This is a genomic window from Flammeovirga sp. EKP202, assembly GCF_014534745.1.
Lineage (GTDB): Bacteria > Bacteroidota > Bacteroidia > Cytophagales > Flammeovirgaceae > Flammeovirga.
The window spans coordinates 1-16952 of record NZ_JACVVP010000065.1 but is presented as its reverse complement, the minus strand read 5'-3'; the positions used below and the strand labels follow the sequence as shown (position 1 = coordinate 16952).

The window sequence follows — 16952 nt, the reverse complement described above, 5'->3', positions numbered from 1 at the left end:
ACTATGCCATTTTTGGCGGGGGAGTATCTGTAGGATAGGAAGGAGAAGTGTAAAATAATGGACGAGCAATTGGGAGTTTTTCGTCAGTGGGTAGTTCATCAATATCAACTTGAGACGCTGGAGTTATGATGCTTGGGTTACTTAGGAACCAAGTAATATTGATTTGACCTACAATTACCTGTCCTTCATCTTCACCGGAAGGATTATCAGGCAATGCGGCATCTTCTCCAAATAGATGCATGGATACCAATTCGAAAATACTTTCAATTTCGTTGTTCATCTGATTTGGCAATAGTCTGTCGTTAACATTCACACTTACGTTGAGTAAGTGAAATGCCATTAATAGCACTAAGCTTTGGATGATGCCGCTATGTGAAAAATATCTTCTCATTATTTTTATAACAATACAATAATGGTTCTTCTTTACAAGAATACGGAAGAATTTAAGAGATCATTATTTTTATTAACAGCTATTATAGAAAAGAAGACATTTTATAGGACATATCTTTACATTATGGATTTATTACAAGAGCTAAGGTCAAATCAATGCGGTTCAAGTCCTCTTTTAATCCATTGGGAAGTTGTACTGTACTCACCATACCATTTTCCTCTACCTGAAATTCTGTTAGCCCTCCAAGAATAATGTCTACCTGTAAGTTCAAACAAGCAACTGAAGAGACATTGAAATCATACCCTACCGAGAAGTTGATACCATAAGTATCCCCTGTAATCCTAACCGGGTAATACCCTGTTAGACTTGAATTATTTCGGTAGTCTAGATAGCCAAATCGTCCTCCTAACACAAGTGCACCTTTTTGAGACTGACTTTTTAACCGTACAAGAATACCCGGACCAACAAAGTTCATCATGATTGTTTCTTCCAAAGTAACATCATTGGGAAACGTTTCTTTATTTTTGGAACGGTTAAATATATATTTTACACCTACTCCAACATGATCATTAAAAAAGTAGGAGGCACTTCCTCCCAATGTAAAACCTAACCTTAGTGCCTTAATGTGATCTACAATTTGACTAGGTAACCTATTATCTACTGGTATACTTCTGTAGGAAATTCCACCATTCAAACTAAAACGAAGTGGTGATAATGTTTTAGGAGTAGGGTTATATGAACTCGTATCTCTTGGGTTATAAAAACCGTATTCATAATATTCAATTCTATTTAGTGGAAGCAAACTAGATTTTATTTGTCCTTTCGAGCTGATATTAAAATAAATATGATTGTTATATATTTCATCAATTTTACATTCAATAGAATCATGACCTATTGTTACAATAAGGTCTTGTGAGAAACTAAAGCTTGTAATTAATGAAAAAAAGCAAAGTAGAAGTATGTTTTTCATTATTTCGAATGAAGATGAGTTGACATGAAATTATGCTTATGTATAAATCTTGAATTGACTGGTACCTAAAGATAAAGGATATAAACAGGATGTGAAAGTATCTTATCTTGGAACCTAAAAGAGATTAGGACTTTTTTAGAGTAAAATTTCAAACAATCCGTCTCCAATTTCACTTACACCAATGAATAACCCTACATTAAATGTGAGATGTCTTTTTTGAGAATACATAATAGTAAGTGGAAGTCCTAAAACTTGTAATATGCTGTACCCAAATGAAATAACGACACTTCCGAAAATAAGTAGGGCCGAATATTCATTAAAGAATAATAAAGAAATAGCACCAATAGTCAAGAAAAATGCACTTAGAATGATAAATGTTTTGTATTGCTCAATGTTTATTACAAAGCAAAATATAAAAGCCATAAGTGCAGAAACGGAAAGCATTAGAAAGGCGAAGTTACTACCTGAAATCTTTGATAAAGTATTTGTTTGTGGAATAAATTCAGAAAGAAATGCTTTGCAAAGTCCTAATAAAAGAGCCGAAACAATAATAATAGTGTAATTGTTTGTAGTGGATGCATGTTGATTCTCTTCCTTAGTCAAAACCTCTTTTGTCATTACCTTTTTGAAAATAAAACCAGTAGAGGAAATTAAAATTGCTCCCACAACAAAGGTGAGTGTATCTCCGAAGAAGTTAATTAAAGCCACTACAATAGGTTCTAAACTATTGACGATATTCATTACTAAAACAATCACACCCATCACAAGAGGCAGCTTATTGATAGGGGCAAACATTTCAATATAAGAGGCAGCTGGGCTGATAAAAATATTCATTGTGATCAGCCATAAAATAATCATTACAGGAAGAAATAAAGCAAATGATGATTCAGGGCCTAAGCCAATAATAGTAGCAACAATCATAAAAATCATGGAGGTGGCACTCACACCAATCATGTATACAAAAAAGTGATTATTCTTCTTGGCAATTAATTTATCTGCAATAAATCCTGCCACAATAGGAATCACGACAACGATAATAGCTTTGGCATAAACTAAAACACTACTTAAGTGTTCTAAACCAAATTTATGGAGGAGATGTGGTTGATATTCTTGATAAGCAATCCAACTGATCAGTATTGCAACATTTAGGCAAGTTAGACTGATTACTTCATTCCATTTGATTGTTTCTTTTTGAGCGGAAATAGCCATAATTTGAAGAGTTAGTGACAAAGAAAAATAATAAAAAAATACCCTACTCAAAAATAAGTAGGGTATTAATATAGAGATCTATTTTTTGAATTTCAATTCAATCATATAAGGAATATCTACACCTAATTTTCTAAAAACAAACTCTCCTTCTTCTTTTTCAATCATATCATCAAAACAGTCATACGTCTGATAATTATGCTCTTGGAAGGTCTTCAATTGATAGCCTTTAGAAAGAAAAGGAGCCATCATTTCCTGTAAAGAATGAATCCAGAAATATTCCGGCAGGTTAAGAGGTGTTTCACCGTCATAACTTGTCTCTACCATTTCTTCATACACTTCTTTGTTGAAGTAATTGTATTCCGGTTTAAAGGTATCCCAATTTAGAGTATAGATGTAAGGGTGCATTTCCACCATATAAAACTCACCACCTTCTTTCAGATAATCATCAATGATATTTCCCCATTCTTTTAAGTCAGGTAACCAGCATACGGCACCGTAAGAGACAAATACCATATCAAACTTTTCTTCTGTAGAAAGGTGATCTCTGATATCATAGAGGTTAGAACAGACAAAAGAGGCATTTAGACCCAATTCATCTCTAATCTCATTGGCCTTATCAATAGCAGTATCAGAAATATCCAGCCCCACTGTCTCAGCTCCCAATCGAGCTAATGACAAAGTATCTAACCCAAAATGACATTGCAGATGAAGAATACGTTTTCCTGTTAAATCACCAATACCGGCAAGTTCCACTTTTTTCAAAGAAGTTTCACCTTTCATGAACCCTTCTACATCGTACATTTTAGAAGCCACATGCCCTTCTACTCGGGCATTCCATTGTTTCTTATTGGCTTCAAATTCTTTTTTAAATTCCATTTGTTTATTGTGTTATGTATTCTATTTCGTGTGCCTCATAGTGTTGAGGTATATCTATTTTTTTACTGAGCTTTAAAATCGCTTTTTCAGGTACTACCCATTTCCTCTGATTATTCTGCTGAAGAATTTCTTTCAGTGGTTTTTCAAGATAAATGATTCTCACTTTTGCTTTATAATCGAGAAACAGACTGATCCATTTCTGTCTTAAATCAGAAGTAAGGTTGGTAGCGTTGAAAACAAACGATCCCTTTTTCCTTAACAAGACTTTGACTTCTTCTTTGGCCAATTGAATGACTTTACCATTGTGTTTGGTATTCGTAGGGTCAAATTGATGTTCCCTGCGAATGTTATCCAAAGAAACCATGGGGTAATCTTCAAAGTTTTTCTGAATGAAAGTATCTTTCCCCACTCCAGGTAATCCCGCAAGGAGAATCACTTCAAACTTTAGATCTTCAAAGGGATGATAGAAAGGAGCAATTTCCGGTTTATTGAGATAAAGGAACCTTCCATAATTTGAAGCAAAAGCATAAGGCTCATCCCAGCAGTGTTGCTCTTTACACAATTCCTCAAAAAGCGAAATCTTGTAAAGGATCTCTTCTTTGTCTTCACACATTCTACCCAAAACGTCCGACCTCGCCAACATACTCAACCATTTATTATTAGTCATCAAACTTGATTTAATCACTTCTTTTGTCGGGTCTTTTCTGTCAATTGCCCAAAGTGGTAAACCATGTAGTCGTACTAGGTTTGAAATGTTTTCTCTGATCTCAAAAGGTGTATTGTACTGTTCGAATAGGAGAGACCTTACGGTTTGAGCTCCTTTTTTTGCGTGATTAGGTGAAACAATTCTTTCTTGCCCGTCTATGATTTCAGTAATCGTTGTTGACCTTTTTTCAATATCATGAAAGAGAGCAGATAGAAAAAGAATGTATTGAGCATTATGATCCAAAACCTTAAAGTCATCCATTTTTAAAAGTGATTCCACCACCATTTTGGTGTGTGTCAATACATCGCCTTCTTGATGCCAAATCGAATCTTGTGGAATATTTTTTAATTCTGAAAGCCATTCAAATTCTCTTTCTACACTTTCCCAATCCATTGGCGTTTTAATCTGAACAGCCGGAATTGTCCACTCTTTATTTATAGTATTCATATGCATGCCATTGATAAGTTTGATAATCTTGAAGTGTTGCCGGTTGCCAGTTTTTTACCCAATGCTGATCCGTTTTAACATGATTTGCTCGAACCAACTTGAAGAGGTCACTGAATTCATTATTGGCAACATCAACTAAACCAGAATTAGCAGGGAAGGAATCCGCATTTCTAATGACAAAACCTTCACAACAAGGTTGAAGTGAGTGAACGTCATAACCGCCCAATTGTCCTGCGGTATCCACATAGTTTTCCCATGAACAATCTAATTGATCGGTGATCCATGCTTGTAGTGCCTCCTCATCATTTTTATAAGTTGACGTAAAAGCAGATAAAGGTTTGTTGATTTCAATAATCTCAGGAACTGTAGGAAAATCTAATACTTCCGCATAGAATTTCACTTCTTCCCATGAAAGCCATTGTTCCTTTTCTCTTATACCAAATACATAAAAGAAAGAAGACAGTTTTTTATAGCCGATGGAATGAATGCCGTACATATTTTCCCCAAAGACTTCTAAACCTTTGAGCTGATTTTTGATCAATTGCCATCTTTCGATTAATGGTTTATCCCAAGGCAATTGAGAAGGAGTGGCATGCGAACGTGCAAATACGCCCATTTCACTGAGACAGTTATTTTGCCCATCTAGTTTTTCAGTCAGTACAAGTTGACGTAATGAAGCAAACGCTTGTACATAACCTTTCGGCATAAAGCGATCGTCGGAGGTCGTGCCCTTGCTACTATGAGCATGCAGACTCCTATTATACTTTTTAGAAAAAGCCATGATTTTAATCTGAAGTAATTGTATCTCTTGTTTTGGCAAACAAGGTTTTCTCTGATTTTGTGAGTCAATTTTATTGCATAGCAAAAAGCCCTTCTTCTGAGGAAGAAAGCTAAAATTGACGGAAGGTATCGAGAAAACAACTACATGGCTCTTATCGTGAGATATGTTTTTAAGGTGAATATATTTCGATTATGGAATACAATGTTACTAAAAAAATGAGAGATACAAAAATCCCTTCACCATTTAATGACTTAATGATGAAGGGATTGTGGTAGAACTGCCGTTGTTGGATTTATTTATTCAATAAATTCACAATTTTTCGTCCTAATACAGTACTGATCTTTTCATACGATTCAAAAGACCATCCACCTACATGAGGGGTGAAAAGTACTCTGCTGTCTTGACTTAATTTTTGGAAGATACGGTCTTGCTCTGCTGTCAATGTATTCAATTTTTCATTTTCTAAAACATCTAAACCAGCAGCAAGGATTTTACCATTATCCAATCCCCATTCAATCGTTGAGAACGGAATCACTTCACCTCTTGCAAGGTTGATTAGATAAATGGGCTTTTTGAATCCACCTAAATAATCTTGAGAGACCAAGTGCTTATTTTCTTTATTTAATGGAATGTGAAAACTCAGTACATCGGCCTCGTTTTGGATTTGCTCCAAAGTAGCTTCCTGAGCGTATTCATCACCATAGTTTTCTTTTCCATTATCATAAGCCAATACTTTACAACCAAAACCAATCAAACGTTTCGCGAAAGCTTGTCCCATGTGACCGTAGCCAATAATACCCACTGTTCTTGTGGATAACTCGTGACCGCGGTTTTCTTCTCTTTGCCACAATTTCTGACGAACTTCATTGTTACCAACATGAAGGTAATTCATCAAACAGAGCAACATGGCAGTAGTATGTTCACCTACAGCGTCCATGTTTCCTTCAGGGGCATTAAGTAAAGTGATTTGACGTCTTTTTAAATACTCTTCATCGATTTCATCCACGCCAGCTCCTGCACGAGCAATAAAACGAAGTTTGGGTGCTAAATCTAAAAGATCCAATCCAACTTTCATTTTACTTCTAAGCACAAGACCATTATAATCTTTAATTTTATCAGGCACTTCTGCGGGTGTAATGTCAGGAGTGTAAGTATATTCAATATTAGCGGAATCAAAGATTGAAAAAATTGATTCGTGGAGTTTATCTATGATTAAAACTTTTGTCATAAGACATTTATTAAACGTATATTATGTTAGAATATGATAATCCCTATTATTATGTAAATATCTCCTTTTACTTTTGTAATTATCTATTTTCACACTATCAAATTTAGGAGCAATAATGAAAAGCCCATTAAAAATCATCAATCAAATCACCTTAGTTTTCATTTTGTCCTTGTGGTCAATCACCGTTTTTGGACAAAGAAACTATATTTCGCATCAAATCGACGGACAAAATTTAGAAATCAATACAAATGATGGGCAGATCATTGTCAGGCCTTTTGATAAGCAAATAGTAGAGACACAGTTTTACCCCAAAGGGGTTGAAACATTGCCATTATCAGAGGCTGTAATTATGGCCCCCAATAAACTAATGGTGAAAGCTAAAGATGAAGGTGCGTTTGTGTCTTTTTCTGTAGAAGGAGGAATGACGGTGAAAGTGAATAAGAAGCCACTTCAAATCAGCTATTATCACAATGGAGAAAAACTATTGGAAGAAAGCAGAGGTTATTTTGATGCAGATACTTTAAAAGGTTTCAAATTCAAAATACAAGAAGGAGAAGCATTATATGGAGCAGGAGAGAGAGCTTTACCTTTGGATAGAAGAGGCCATCGATTGCCCCTTTACAATAAAGCAGCCTATGGTAATGAAGAATTTGCTCCTCAAATGAATTATGGAATGCCATTGATGATTTCATCAAAAAATTATGCTCTTCTTTATGACAATGCCCCGATTGGTTTTATTGATGTTGGAAAAACAAAGAAGGATGAACTTTCTTTTGAGACCATCGGCGGACGATCAAGCTATGTTGTAGTAGCAGGAGATGATTTTAAAGACCTTATGAATGAGTTTACCAATTTAACAGGTAAACAGCCTTTACCTCCACTTTGGATGTTTGGTAACTTTGCTTCTCGTTTCGGATATCATTCACAAGAAGAAGTTGAAACGACTGTAGCAGAATTCAGAGAGAAGGAAGTGCCTCTGGATGCCATTATTCTGGATTTATATTGGTTCGGAAAAGAGATTAAAGGAACAATGGGTAACCTTGATTGGTACAGAGAAGCTTTCCCTCAGCCAGAGCAAATGATGCAAAAGCTAAAAGAAGAGAATATCAATACAATCCTAATCACAGAGCCTTTCATTGTCACTTCTTCTTCTAAATGGGAAGAGGCTGTAGAAAAAGAGGTATTAGGTACGGACCAATTTGGAAAACCTTATGTTTATGAATTTTTCTTTGGGGAAACAGGTTTGGTAGATGTTTTTAAACCTGAAGCCCAAGATTGGTTCTGGAATATCTACAAAGGATTAATAGAGCAAGGTGTTAGTGGATGGTGGGGAGACTTGGGAGAACCTGAGGTACATCCATCAGAATTACAGCATGTCAATGGTTCAGCAGATGAAGTACACAACGTTTATGGACATCAATGGGCAAAAATTATTCATGATGGTTACCGAAAGGATTTTCCAGAAGTAAGACCTTTCGTATTGATGCGATCAGGATATGTAGGATCACAACGATACGGTTTAGTGCCTTGGTCAGGTGATGTGAGTCGTTCATTTGGAGGGCTTGTTCCTCAATCACAAATTGCCATGACGATGGGGATGAGCGGTATTCCGTATATGCACTCTGATTTAGGAGGTTTTGTGAATTGGGGAAGAACGAAGGAGGAAGTAACGGAGCTTTATGTGAGATGGTTGCAGTACGGTGTGTTCCAACCTGTATACCGACCACATGCTCAAGAAATGATTCCATCAGAAGTGATTCATTACAAGGGAGAAACTTTTGATATTGTAAAAAGGTACATTGAATACAGATACAAAATGTTGCCTTACAATTATACTTTAGCCTTTGAAAACTCTACGACCGGTATGCCACTGTTAAGACCATTGTTTGTCGAAGAATCCAACAATGCATCTTTACAAAACTTATCAGATACTTATATGTGGGGTGATGCCTATTTGGTAGCACCTATTACGGAAAAAGGCGGTCGAGAAAGAAAACTTTATTTGCCAAAAGGACATACTTGGTATCACTTATGGACCAACGAAAAGTATGAAGGAGGAAATTGGGTAACAGTAGATGCTCCACTAAAAGACCTTCCTGTGTTTGTCAAAGGTGGAAGTATTATTCCATTGGCAACGAAAAACCTTCAATCCACAAATGAATACACTTCTGAGGAATTGACATTCCAAATATGGAAAGATGCAGAAATGAAAGAGAATAAACGAGTAATGTTTGCTGATGATGGAAAGTCAAGATCTTCTATTGATAATCAACAATACCAGTTACTTTCTGTAGCAACAAAACTTTCTAAAAAAGGAATGGAAGTGACCTTATCTCAAACAGGAGATTACAAAGGAGCACCTTCTATGAGAAAAATAACACTCGAAATACACAATATGTCAGGAATTCCTAGTGGTGTTGGAATTGGAAAGAAAAACAAGCCATCTGACAAATGTGACATGGGTTACGATAAGAAAAATAATATCTTATATGTTTCACTAGAGTGGAATGGAGAAGAAAAGACGGTCTATATCATGGATCCAAAGAAAAAGAAGTAGTAGGATAGTAATTGTATGTTTATCAATACTTTTAAACTAATGAGAGGTATAGTTATTTTCGTTTTTTTAACCTAACAAAACCATTTATCCTCATCATTTCTATTTAAAAAACAGTTTAATCAAATAAAGAATTAAACAAGTAACAAGAGCGTAAGTACTAGGACAAAAAAATGCATTGATGTGTTTTGTAGCTCTTTAAAGTCAAATAGAAGTGATGGGGATTTTCATAACATATTTATTATTTATCAATTTAGTCAGTTTAGTGATTGTCTTTTTAGATTATAAATTAATTATACCAAGAGTACCAAGCGTGGTGTTACATGCATTGGAGTTGTCTGGCGGTATTATTTTAATGTTACCTACATTATTTCTCTTACGCTATAGAATCACCAAAGAAAGTTATTATTTAGTATCAATATGGTCACTGACAGTATGGTTTTTTATCGGCTATATAAATTTTCAAATATTGGGATAGAAACTTCCTTTTTTAATCTCCATATTTCTATTTATCGATTATATTTGAGCTTCTAAATTTTATGAAATAACCCTTCTCATGATTAAGAAGCTTTCGTTTTTTATAGGGCTTGCAATCCTTTTTTCCACTGAATTAATAGCTCAAAAAAGTATTGAATTTGAAAAGGACAGTGTATTCTTGGGGAAATTACCCAATTATCCTGATACCGTTTCTTATTCTTTTCCATTTAAAGTCTTATCGAGTGCCGTAAGCATCGATACAGTAATAGAAGATTGTTCATGTCTGTTGGCTTCTTATCCTACCGAAGAATTACAAAAAGGACAAAAAAATACTTTAGAAGTACAGTTTGTACCGTACAAGCCGGGTCCTTTTAATAAATCATTTACAGTCAAACTCAATGGTAGTAATCAAGAGTATACTCTAAAGTTGGCAGGGTTTATTCGCCCATCCTCACTTTCTAAAGAGAAACTGTATCCTTATGGAGACTCAGGGATGAAGTGGCCTCATAAAAAAGTAAGCTTTGGTTTACTTACCGCTCAAGGTTTAGCGTCTAAAAAAGTATATTTTTATAATGAGACAGATGATACTTTGCGTTTTGAAAAGCCTCCGGTTACTCCTTCATATTTAGGTGTATTGATTGACAGTAGTGAGTTTGAAATAGAACCACAATCTGAAGGTTCGTTTACACTATTTATTAAACCTGAAGAGAGAGAGGAATACGGTTACGCACAAGATACATTTTCACTTGATTTGGTCAATCAGAAAAAAGAAATTGTATCATCTGAATGCATTGTTTCTGCTTCCATTTATTTTCCAGAATCAGAGGGTGATGGCCCAAAACCTAAAATGGGTCTTTCAAGTACCTACATGAATCTTGGTAATGTAAAGAATGATGGAAAGAAGATTGTTACCCTTTCAGTAATGAATACAGGTGAAGTTCCATTAAAGATATTGAAAGTAGAAACCAATCATGGTTTAGAACTTTTGAGTATAGAATCAGAAGAGGTTCAAACCTTTGAAACGGTCAATATTAATATCAGATATCTAGAAACTCCTCGAACAGGTAAAGAAACAAGATCTTTTACGCTTTTTACCAACGATCCTATCGATCCAGTCACGATCATTACAGTGAAAGCAAACGTGGTAAAATAAAGCTATTAATATATACATTTTATAAGGAGCAACTCTCAATAGGGAGTTGCTTTTTTAGTACCATTTTTTGCGGTACTAGTGGAATTTTATCAAATGGAACGCTTTTAACCTTCGATTTTTTCAACTTTAGGAACTTGAAATGAATGAAAGGTAAACTATCTAAATGATGAAAATAACTACTATTCTTAATGTATTCTTTTGGGCAATACTCTCAAATACTCTATTCGCTGAACAATACAAACCTAACGGGGAAATCACGATTAATACGCTTGAAGAATGGCAAAATACAAACAACTGGGTTCGGATAGCTGGGGGTAGTGGTATCCCAACTAATAATGATGAAATCATCCTCTCCTCCAATGCCAAATTAAATCTGAATTATAATCTAAAGAATGACAACCTGAATGTATATCTCACTTTTGAAGATGATGGCTTTCTTCAGGTCAGTACTCAAGGAGCAGTGTTTGTGTTAGGAAGTATAATAATGGACAAAAACAATGTGGAAATGAAGGTGTTTGGAGATTTGGAAATAGAAGGAGATTTTCAGTTGGATAATGGGAATTTATTTGTGAAAGATGGAGGGAATTTGATGATTAATGGTAATTTTTTGAGAACAGATATTGGAAGCGGACAGTTTGAAATAGGAGGAAATACAACCTCATTTTCTGTTGAAGGATATTTTGATGATCAACATAATTCTCCTTACGTATACAACGCTCCCTACATCAGTATAAAAGGCAGCTGTTCTACCAAGTCAGGAACGTTTTGTAGCGAAGATTTACCTGTTGTACTTACTGCTTTTAATGTAACATACAGTCATGGAAATGCTGTTATAAGGTGGAGTACTGCTTCAGAACAGAATAATAAATTATTTGAAATCTATCGGTCCAAAGACCTTGTGAAATGGGAGTTGATTGCAAAAGTAGAAGGGCAGGGGAATAGTTATTTCACGCATCAGTATCAATGGACAGATACTCATTTAAATCAATCTGGGCGAAATTATTATCAATTACACCAAATAGATTTTGATGGAGCGAGGGAAGTTTTTGAAACATTAGTTCTTGAAGTACAGCATCAATCTTCATTACCTGAAGTTTTGATTAGTACAAATTCAATAAGTTCAGGAGAAAGTGTTCAGGTTTTGTATAGGAATGAGAAGTTCAATAGTAAACGAATCATTGTAGTACATTCAGATGGAAAGGTTATAGATTGTACAGAAGAGGTGAAAGATCTAATTCCAAATCAAACTTTCTCTACAGGAATAAATATACTTTTGATCTATTATGGAAGAGAAAAGTATACCTTTAAAATATTGAAATAAAAAAAAGAGTGAATCCCGAAAGATTCACTCTTTATATCTATAATCGATAAATTTAGTTATAAACTAAAATTATTTGATTTCGATTTCAGCACCTTCAGCAGCAAGAGCATCTTTTAATGCTTCAGCTTCTTCTTTAGAGATACCTTCCTTGATTGGAGCAGGAGCAGAATCAGCTAATTCTTTAGCTTCTTTAAGACCTAAACCAGCAGCTGACTTAAGAGCCTTAACTACTTTCAATTTAGCAGCACCAGCTGACTTCAAGATCACGTCGAATTCAGTTTTCTCTTCAGCAGCTTCTCCACCTGCAGCAGCACCTGCAACCATTACTGGAGCAGCAGCAGCAGCTGGCTCGATACCGTGCTCTTCTTTCAAGATCTCAGCAAGCTCTTGTACATCTTTAACTGTTAAGTTAACTAACTCTTCTGCGAATTTTTTCAAATCTGCCATTTTTGTATAAAATTAAAACGTGTTTTTTAAATCAAATTAAATAATATGTTTTGCAATCAGTCGTAGTATTTACGATGTCATTGCAAGAGGTTTTGTTAGAAACGAGTATATTACTCTCCTCTCTCCTCTAAAGTCTTCAATAGACCAGATAATGTCTGACCTGAAGATTGTAAAGCGCTAACAACATTCTTAGCAGGTGATTGAAGTAATCCTACGATATCTCCAATAAGTTCTGCTTTCGATTTTACAGCTGTTAAAGCTTCTAAGTGTTGCTCACCAACGTATAAACCACCGTCGATTGAAGCTGCCTTCAATGCTGGGATTTTACGATCTTTTGGCATATCCTTTTGATAGTCCTTAAGAACTTTCGCAGGAGCTGCACCAGATTCTGCTGAGAACATGATACCTGACATACCTTTAAGAGCATTATCTTTAAGCTCAGAGTAATCAGTATCTGATTCTAATTTGTCAAGAGCTTTCGCAATTAGCGTGTTCTTGACTACTTGATATTCGATACCCGATGCAAAGCAAGCCTTACGGAACTTGTTTACTTCATCAACAGTCATAGTAGCACTGTTTACGATGTAGAAGTAATCACAAGCTGCCAATTTTTGGCTTAACTCCTCAACGAGTTGTACCTTTTGATCTTTTGTCATAATTAGCTATCGATTGATCCCTTTTCAACTTTGACACCAGGGCCCATTGTTGAAGAAACCGTTACGCTCTTAAAATATGTACCTTTTGCTGAAGAAGGCTTCAACTTGGATAACGTAGCAAGTAATTCTGCCGCGTTTTCTTTCAATTGTTCAGCAGTAAATGATGTTTTACCAACTGAAGTATGAATGATACCAGTTTTGTCAACTTTAAAGTCGATTTTACCTGCCTTTACTTCTTTTACAGCTTTACCAACTTCTAAAGTTACAGTACCCGCTTTAGGGTTTGGCATTAGACCACGAGGACCTAAAACTCTACCTAAACGACCTACTTTCGCCATAACTGTTGGCATAGTGATGATTACGTCGATATCAGTCCATCCACCTTCGATTTTCTTGATGAATTCGTCTAAACCAGCGTAGTCAGCACCTGCTGCTTTTGCTTCTTCTTCTTTGTCTGGAGTAACTAGAGCAAGAACTCTAACTTCTTTACCTACACCGTGAGGAAGACTTACCACACCACGAACCATTTGATCCGCTTTACGTGGGTCAACACCTAAACGCACGTCTAAGTCTACAGAAGCGTCGAACTTCTCGAAAGAGATTTCTTTCACAAGCTCAGTAGCTTTCTCCAGCGTGTATTCTTGAGTTCTATCGTATTTTGATAGAGCCTCTTTCATTTTCTTTGATACTGCCATGATTAAAAACTATTTTACTTGTAGAAATTAAGCTTCCCAAGGAGCTGTTCCCTCTACTGTTACACCCATGCTACGAGCTGTACCCGCAACCATTTTCATACCTGATTCAACTGTAGAACAGTTTAAGTCTGGTAATTTTGTCTCTGCAATCGTTCTTAATTGATCCCAAGTAACTGACGCTACTTTTTTACGGTTAGGCTCTGATGAACCTTTTTTAATTTTTGCCGCATCCATGATCAAATTAGCCGCTGGAGGAGTCTTAATTACGAAATCAAAAGACTTGTCTTTGAAAATTGTAATTAATACAGGCAATAATTGCCCTCCTTTGTCTTGAGTACGAGCGTTGAATTGTTTACAGAAATCCATAATATTCAAACCCTTCGAACCTAACGCAGGACCTACTGGCGGCGACGGATTGGCTGCTCCACCTTTAATTTGGAGCTTCAGGAAACCTTCGATTTCTTTTGCCATGTTATTCTTCTTTTTCTACTTGTTTATAATCGAGTTCCACTGGTGCATTTCTTCCAAAAATCTTCACCATGACATTGAGTTTTTTCTTCTCTTCGAAGACTTCCTCTACGCTTCCGGAGAATCCAGAGAATGGACCATCCATTACGCGTACTGTTTCGCCGACAGAGTAAGACGTGTCATGTTTAACTTCGCCTTCGTCAGACTCATCGACTTTGCCAAGGATCTGATTAATTTCAGATTCTCTCATAGGTTTTGGAAGCACTGACGGATCTTTTGAATCCGCATTCAGAAAACCTATAACACCCGGAACGCTATTAATCGTGTGTTGAACCTCACCATTGGATAAATCAGCTTGTACGATAACATACCCTGGTAATAAGTTTTTCTCGACAGCAATTTTCTTAACCTTACCGTCTCTCTGCTTTCTTGCCTGATAAACTTTCTCTGTTGGAACTAATACTTCCGTGATAAAGTTCTGAAGATTTTGATTCTCTAATTCTTTCAGTAGATAATCTTTCACTTTCTTCTCTTGGCCACTTACAGCTCTAACTACATACCATTTAAGCTCACCCATCGTTATTTAGTTTAATCTGTTGAGGTTTCTTAACTAAAAAATACAATTTCAACGCCTTAATTAAAATGCGTTATAGAATAGTGTTAATAATTCGTTGAATCCGAAATCAACACCTCCGATTACTAAAGCAAACACCAATGATGCTACTAAAACTAATACAGAGCTATCTTGAGCTTCTTTGAATGACAACCAAGTTACGTTGTCTGTCATCTCAGTGTATGACTCTTTAAAAAATTGCATTAATTTATTCATAATTCTTTCGAATTTTATCCATAAAAAAAGTTGCCTTGTTAATAACAACTTTTGCTTATGTAAATGTTTAAAATCAGTTGAACGGCTAAATATAACAGTTCTTTTTGAATTTGCACGGGTGGTAGGATTCGAACCCACGACCTGCGGTTTTGGAGACCGTAACTCTACCAACTGAGCTACACCCGTTTATCCGTTAATTTTCAGTACTTTATAGAAGTACCTTGAATTTCCGAGATGCAAAGGTAGATATCTGAACAGAAATAACAAATTTGTGAGTGAAATTTTTTCTTAATTCATATTAATATACAGCTACTTAGGACTAATTCTGTATATTGCACCCCACAAACTGAGGCGAAAATGGCTAATCAGACCTCATTTTACCCCGTTTTTAATTAAAGTGATATGATCAAAATTTTTTTCTATCTAATCGTATTTTTTTTCTCATCACCTCTTCTATTAGCTCAAGATATAAATACTTTGTCTAATCAGTTGAAACTTGTGGATGGTATACTTGCGATAAAAGCTCAAGCGACTTCTGGTGAAGACTCCTTTTTTCAGATGTCTGAAAAGATTACTAAAAAGACTGTGTTTTGGGAAGTGTTCAGAGAGAAGGGTGAACTAAGACGTAATTATGCATTAAGTAATTTACCAAAGGGTACCTATCATTTTCAATTTGCTTTGGATGGCAAGGCAATCTATGGAGAGATTTTTAATAGATCAGAGGGACCAACTCTCAAAATATATCATAGTACAGAATACAAAAGACCTTACTTCAATGTCAAAGTTGAAAGTGATACTTTACAAATCGATGGTTTTTTTGCTCAAGATAAGTTGGTAGAAATATCAATTAAGAATGAAAATGATACAGAAGATGTCTATAATTCGAGCATTGAATTGAAAAATGGGGAGTTAAAAACGCAATATATCCTGGATACTTTCGAAAAAGGAAATTATGTAATTAGAGCAAAATTGAAGGATAGAACCTTTGTTCGAAATTTTATTTTAAAATAATTCAACTTTTAAAATATTGTCTGTCAAATAGTTTACAATTGTTTATAGAAAAAGTTCATTTTTTATTTTGCAGATAAAAAAACTTCCTCTACTTTTGCATCGCAATCGGGACAAACGGTCACGACAAAAAGATAACATAGTGTAAGAATTAAGTAATTGAGGGCATCTGGGAAGGTTCCAGAGCGGTCAAATGGGACGGACTGTAAATCCGTTGCTTCGGCTTCGCAGGTTCGAATCCTGCCCCTCCCACAATGATAATTACTTAATTGGGAAGGTTCCAGAGCGGTCAAATGGGACGGACTGTAAATCCGTTGCTTCGGCTTCGCAGGTTCGAATCCTGCCCCTCCCACACTTTTATTTTATCTTGCGGATGTAGCTCAGTTGGTAGAGCGACAGCCTTCCAAGCTGTAGGTCGCGGGTTCGAGCCTCGTCATCCGCTCAAAGGTCAACCAGAAATGGTTGACCTTTTTGCGTTTATAAACCTTCGTTTCTTTTGGTTACCTCATTATAGAGGTTTTGATTTCTTTTGTACCGAATGTGAATTATTTTTTAATCCTAGAAGTACAGTGAGTTAAAGAGATTGCCAAAGGAAATTTTGGTTTTTATTGGGAATTTCCAATTTCAGGTGATTATATTTGTGTCACCAAAATAATTAATGCGGATGTAGCTCAGTTGGTAGAGCGACAGCCTTCCAAGCTGTAGGTCGCGGGTTCGAGCCTCGTCATCCGCTCAA

17 protein-coding genes and 5 tRNA genes are annotated in these 16952 nt (G+C 35.8%); 8 read left to right on the top strand and 14 right to left on the bottom strand.

Annotated features, from left to right (window positions below; translation table 11 throughout):
* Position 1: 1 nt before the first annotated feature.
* The 7 genes from IC221_RS25770 to IC221_RS25740 all read right to left on the bottom strand — a co-directional run bounded on the left by IC221_RS25770 (position 2) and on the right by IC221_RS25740 (position 6608).
* The gene (locus IC221_RS25770) at positions 2-391 is read right to left on the bottom strand and encodes a hypothetical protein (RefSeq protein ID WP_188171698.1); all 390 of its coding nucleotides are present in this window, start codon (positions 389-391) and stop codon (positions 2-4) included.
* Positions 392-512: 121 nt separating this feature from the next.
* Entirely contained in the window at positions 513-1361 is an 849-nt protein-coding gene (locus tag IC221_RS25765; RefSeq protein ID WP_188171697.1) for an outer membrane beta-barrel protein, read from the bottom strand.
* Positions 1362-1496: 135 nt separating this feature from the next.
* Positions 1497-2570: a hypothetical protein gene (locus tag IC221_RS25760; protein WP_188171696.1), complete on the bottom strand. Its 1074-nt coding sequence runs from the start codon at positions 2568-2570 to the stop codon at positions 1497-1499.
* Between the two features lie 78 nt (positions 2571-2648).
* Positions 2649-3446 (bottom strand): bifunctional 2-polyprenyl-6-hydroxyphenol methylase/3-demethylubiquinol 3-O-methyltransferase UbiG, encoded by a 798-nt coding sequence (locus IC221_RS25755; RefSeq protein ID WP_188171695.1) that lies wholly within the window; start codon positions 3444-3446, stop codon positions 2649-2651.
* A 4-nt stretch (positions 3447-3450) separates the two neighbouring features.
* Positions 3451-4599, bottom strand: coding sequence for an AAA family ATPase (locus IC221_RS25750; RefSeq protein WP_223241497.1), 1149 nt, complete (start codon positions 4597-4599; stop codon positions 3451-3453).
* Complete coding sequence (locus IC221_RS25745) at positions 4583-5380, bottom strand: RNA ligase family protein (protein ID WP_223241496.1); 798 nt, start codon at positions 5378-5380, stop codon at positions 4583-4585. Before IC221_RS25745 ends, IC221_RS25750 begins: the two co-directional genes overlap by 17 nt.
* A 292-nt stretch (positions 5381-5672) precedes the next feature.
* Positions 5673-6608, bottom strand: a complete 936-nt coding sequence (locus IC221_RS25740) for an NAD(P)-dependent oxidoreductase (protein ID WP_062620370.1) — start codon at positions 6606-6608, stop codon at positions 5673-5675.
* A 115-nt stretch (positions 6609-6723) separates the two neighbouring features.
* On the opposite strand from IC221_RS25740, the gene IC221_RS25735 reads away from it, so the two are divergent.
* The 3 genes from IC221_RS25735 (at position 6724) to IC221_RS25725 (ending at position 12113) form a co-directional block, all read left to right on the top strand.
* Positions 6724-9165, top strand: coding sequence for a TIM-barrel domain-containing protein (locus tag IC221_RS25735; protein WP_188171694.1), 2442 nt, complete (start codon positions 6724-6726; stop codon positions 9163-9165).
* 553 nt (positions 9166-9718) lie between these two features.
* Positions 9719-10792, top strand: coding sequence for a DUF1573 domain-containing protein (locus IC221_RS25730; RefSeq protein WP_188171693.1), 1074 nt, complete (start codon positions 9719-9721; stop codon positions 10790-10792).
* A gap of 166 nt (positions 10793-10958) precedes the next feature.
* The gene (locus tag IC221_RS25725; RefSeq protein ID WP_188171692.1) at positions 10959-12113 is read left to right on the top strand and encodes a hypothetical protein; all 1155 of its coding nucleotides are present in this window, start codon (positions 10959-10961) and stop codon (positions 12111-12113) included.
* Positions 12114-12182: 69 nt separating this feature from the next.
* On the opposite strand, the gene rplL is transcribed toward IC221_RS25725, so the two are convergent.
* The 7 genes from rplL to IC221_RS25690 form a co-directional block, all read right to left on the bottom strand.
* Complete coding sequence (gene rplL / locus IC221_RS25720; RefSeq protein WP_188171691.1) at positions 12183-12560, bottom strand: 50S ribosomal protein L7/L12; 378 nt, start codon at positions 12558-12560, stop codon at positions 12183-12185.
* A 110-nt stretch (positions 12561-12670) separates the two neighbouring features.
* A complete protein-coding gene (gene rplJ / locus IC221_RS25715; protein ID WP_188171690.1) occupies positions 12671-13216 on the bottom strand; it encodes a 50S ribosomal protein L10 in 546 nt (181 codons plus the stop codon).
* Positions 13217-13218: 2 nt separating this feature from the next.
* Positions 13219-13914: a 50S ribosomal protein L1 gene (gene rplA, locus IC221_RS25710; protein ID WP_367397789.1), complete on the bottom strand. Its 696-nt coding sequence runs from the start codon at positions 13912-13914 to the stop codon at positions 13219-13221.
* 24 nt (positions 13915-13938) lie between these two features.
* A complete protein-coding gene (rplK, locus tag IC221_RS25705) occupies positions 13939-14382 on the bottom strand; it encodes a 50S ribosomal protein L11 (protein ID WP_044202167.1) in 444 nt (147 codons plus the stop codon).
* A gap of 1 nt (position 14383) precedes the next feature.
* Complete coding sequence (nusG, locus tag IC221_RS25700) at positions 14384-14956, bottom strand: transcription termination/antitermination protein NusG (protein WP_044202166.1); 573 nt, start codon at positions 14954-14956, stop codon at positions 14384-14386.
* A gap of 60 nt (positions 14957-15016) precedes the next feature.
* Positions 15017-15208, bottom strand: coding sequence for a preprotein translocase subunit SecE (gene secE, locus IC221_RS25695; protein WP_044202165.1), 192 nt, complete (start codon positions 15206-15208; stop codon positions 15017-15019).
* Between the two features lie 113 nt (positions 15209-15321).
* Positions 15322-15394: transfer RNA gene (locus IC221_RS25690), tRNA-Trp, on the bottom strand.
* A gap of 216 nt (positions 15395-15610) precedes the next feature.
* Between IC221_RS25690 and IC221_RS25685 the strand changes: the two genes are divergently transcribed.
* The 5 genes from IC221_RS25685 to IC221_RS25665 all read left to right on the top strand — a co-directional run bounded on the left by IC221_RS25685 (position 15611) and on the right by IC221_RS25665 (position 16949).
* A complete protein-coding gene (locus IC221_RS25685; protein WP_188171688.1) occupies positions 15611-16219 on the top strand; it encodes a hypothetical protein in 609 nt (202 codons plus the stop codon).
* A 168-nt stretch (positions 16220-16387) separates the two neighbouring features.
* Positions 16388-16468: transfer RNA gene (locus IC221_RS25680), tRNA-Tyr, on the top strand.
* Between the two features lie 19 nt (positions 16469-16487).
* Positions 16488-16568, top strand: a tRNA-Tyr gene (locus tag IC221_RS25675).
* A gap of 17 nt (positions 16569-16585) precedes the next feature.
* A tRNA-Gly gene (locus IC221_RS25670) sits at positions 16586-16658 on the top strand.
* A 218-nt stretch (positions 16659-16876) separates the two neighbouring features.
* A tRNA-Gly gene (locus IC221_RS25665) sits at positions 16877-16949 on the top strand.
* Positions 16950-16952 lie beyond the last annotated feature (3 nt).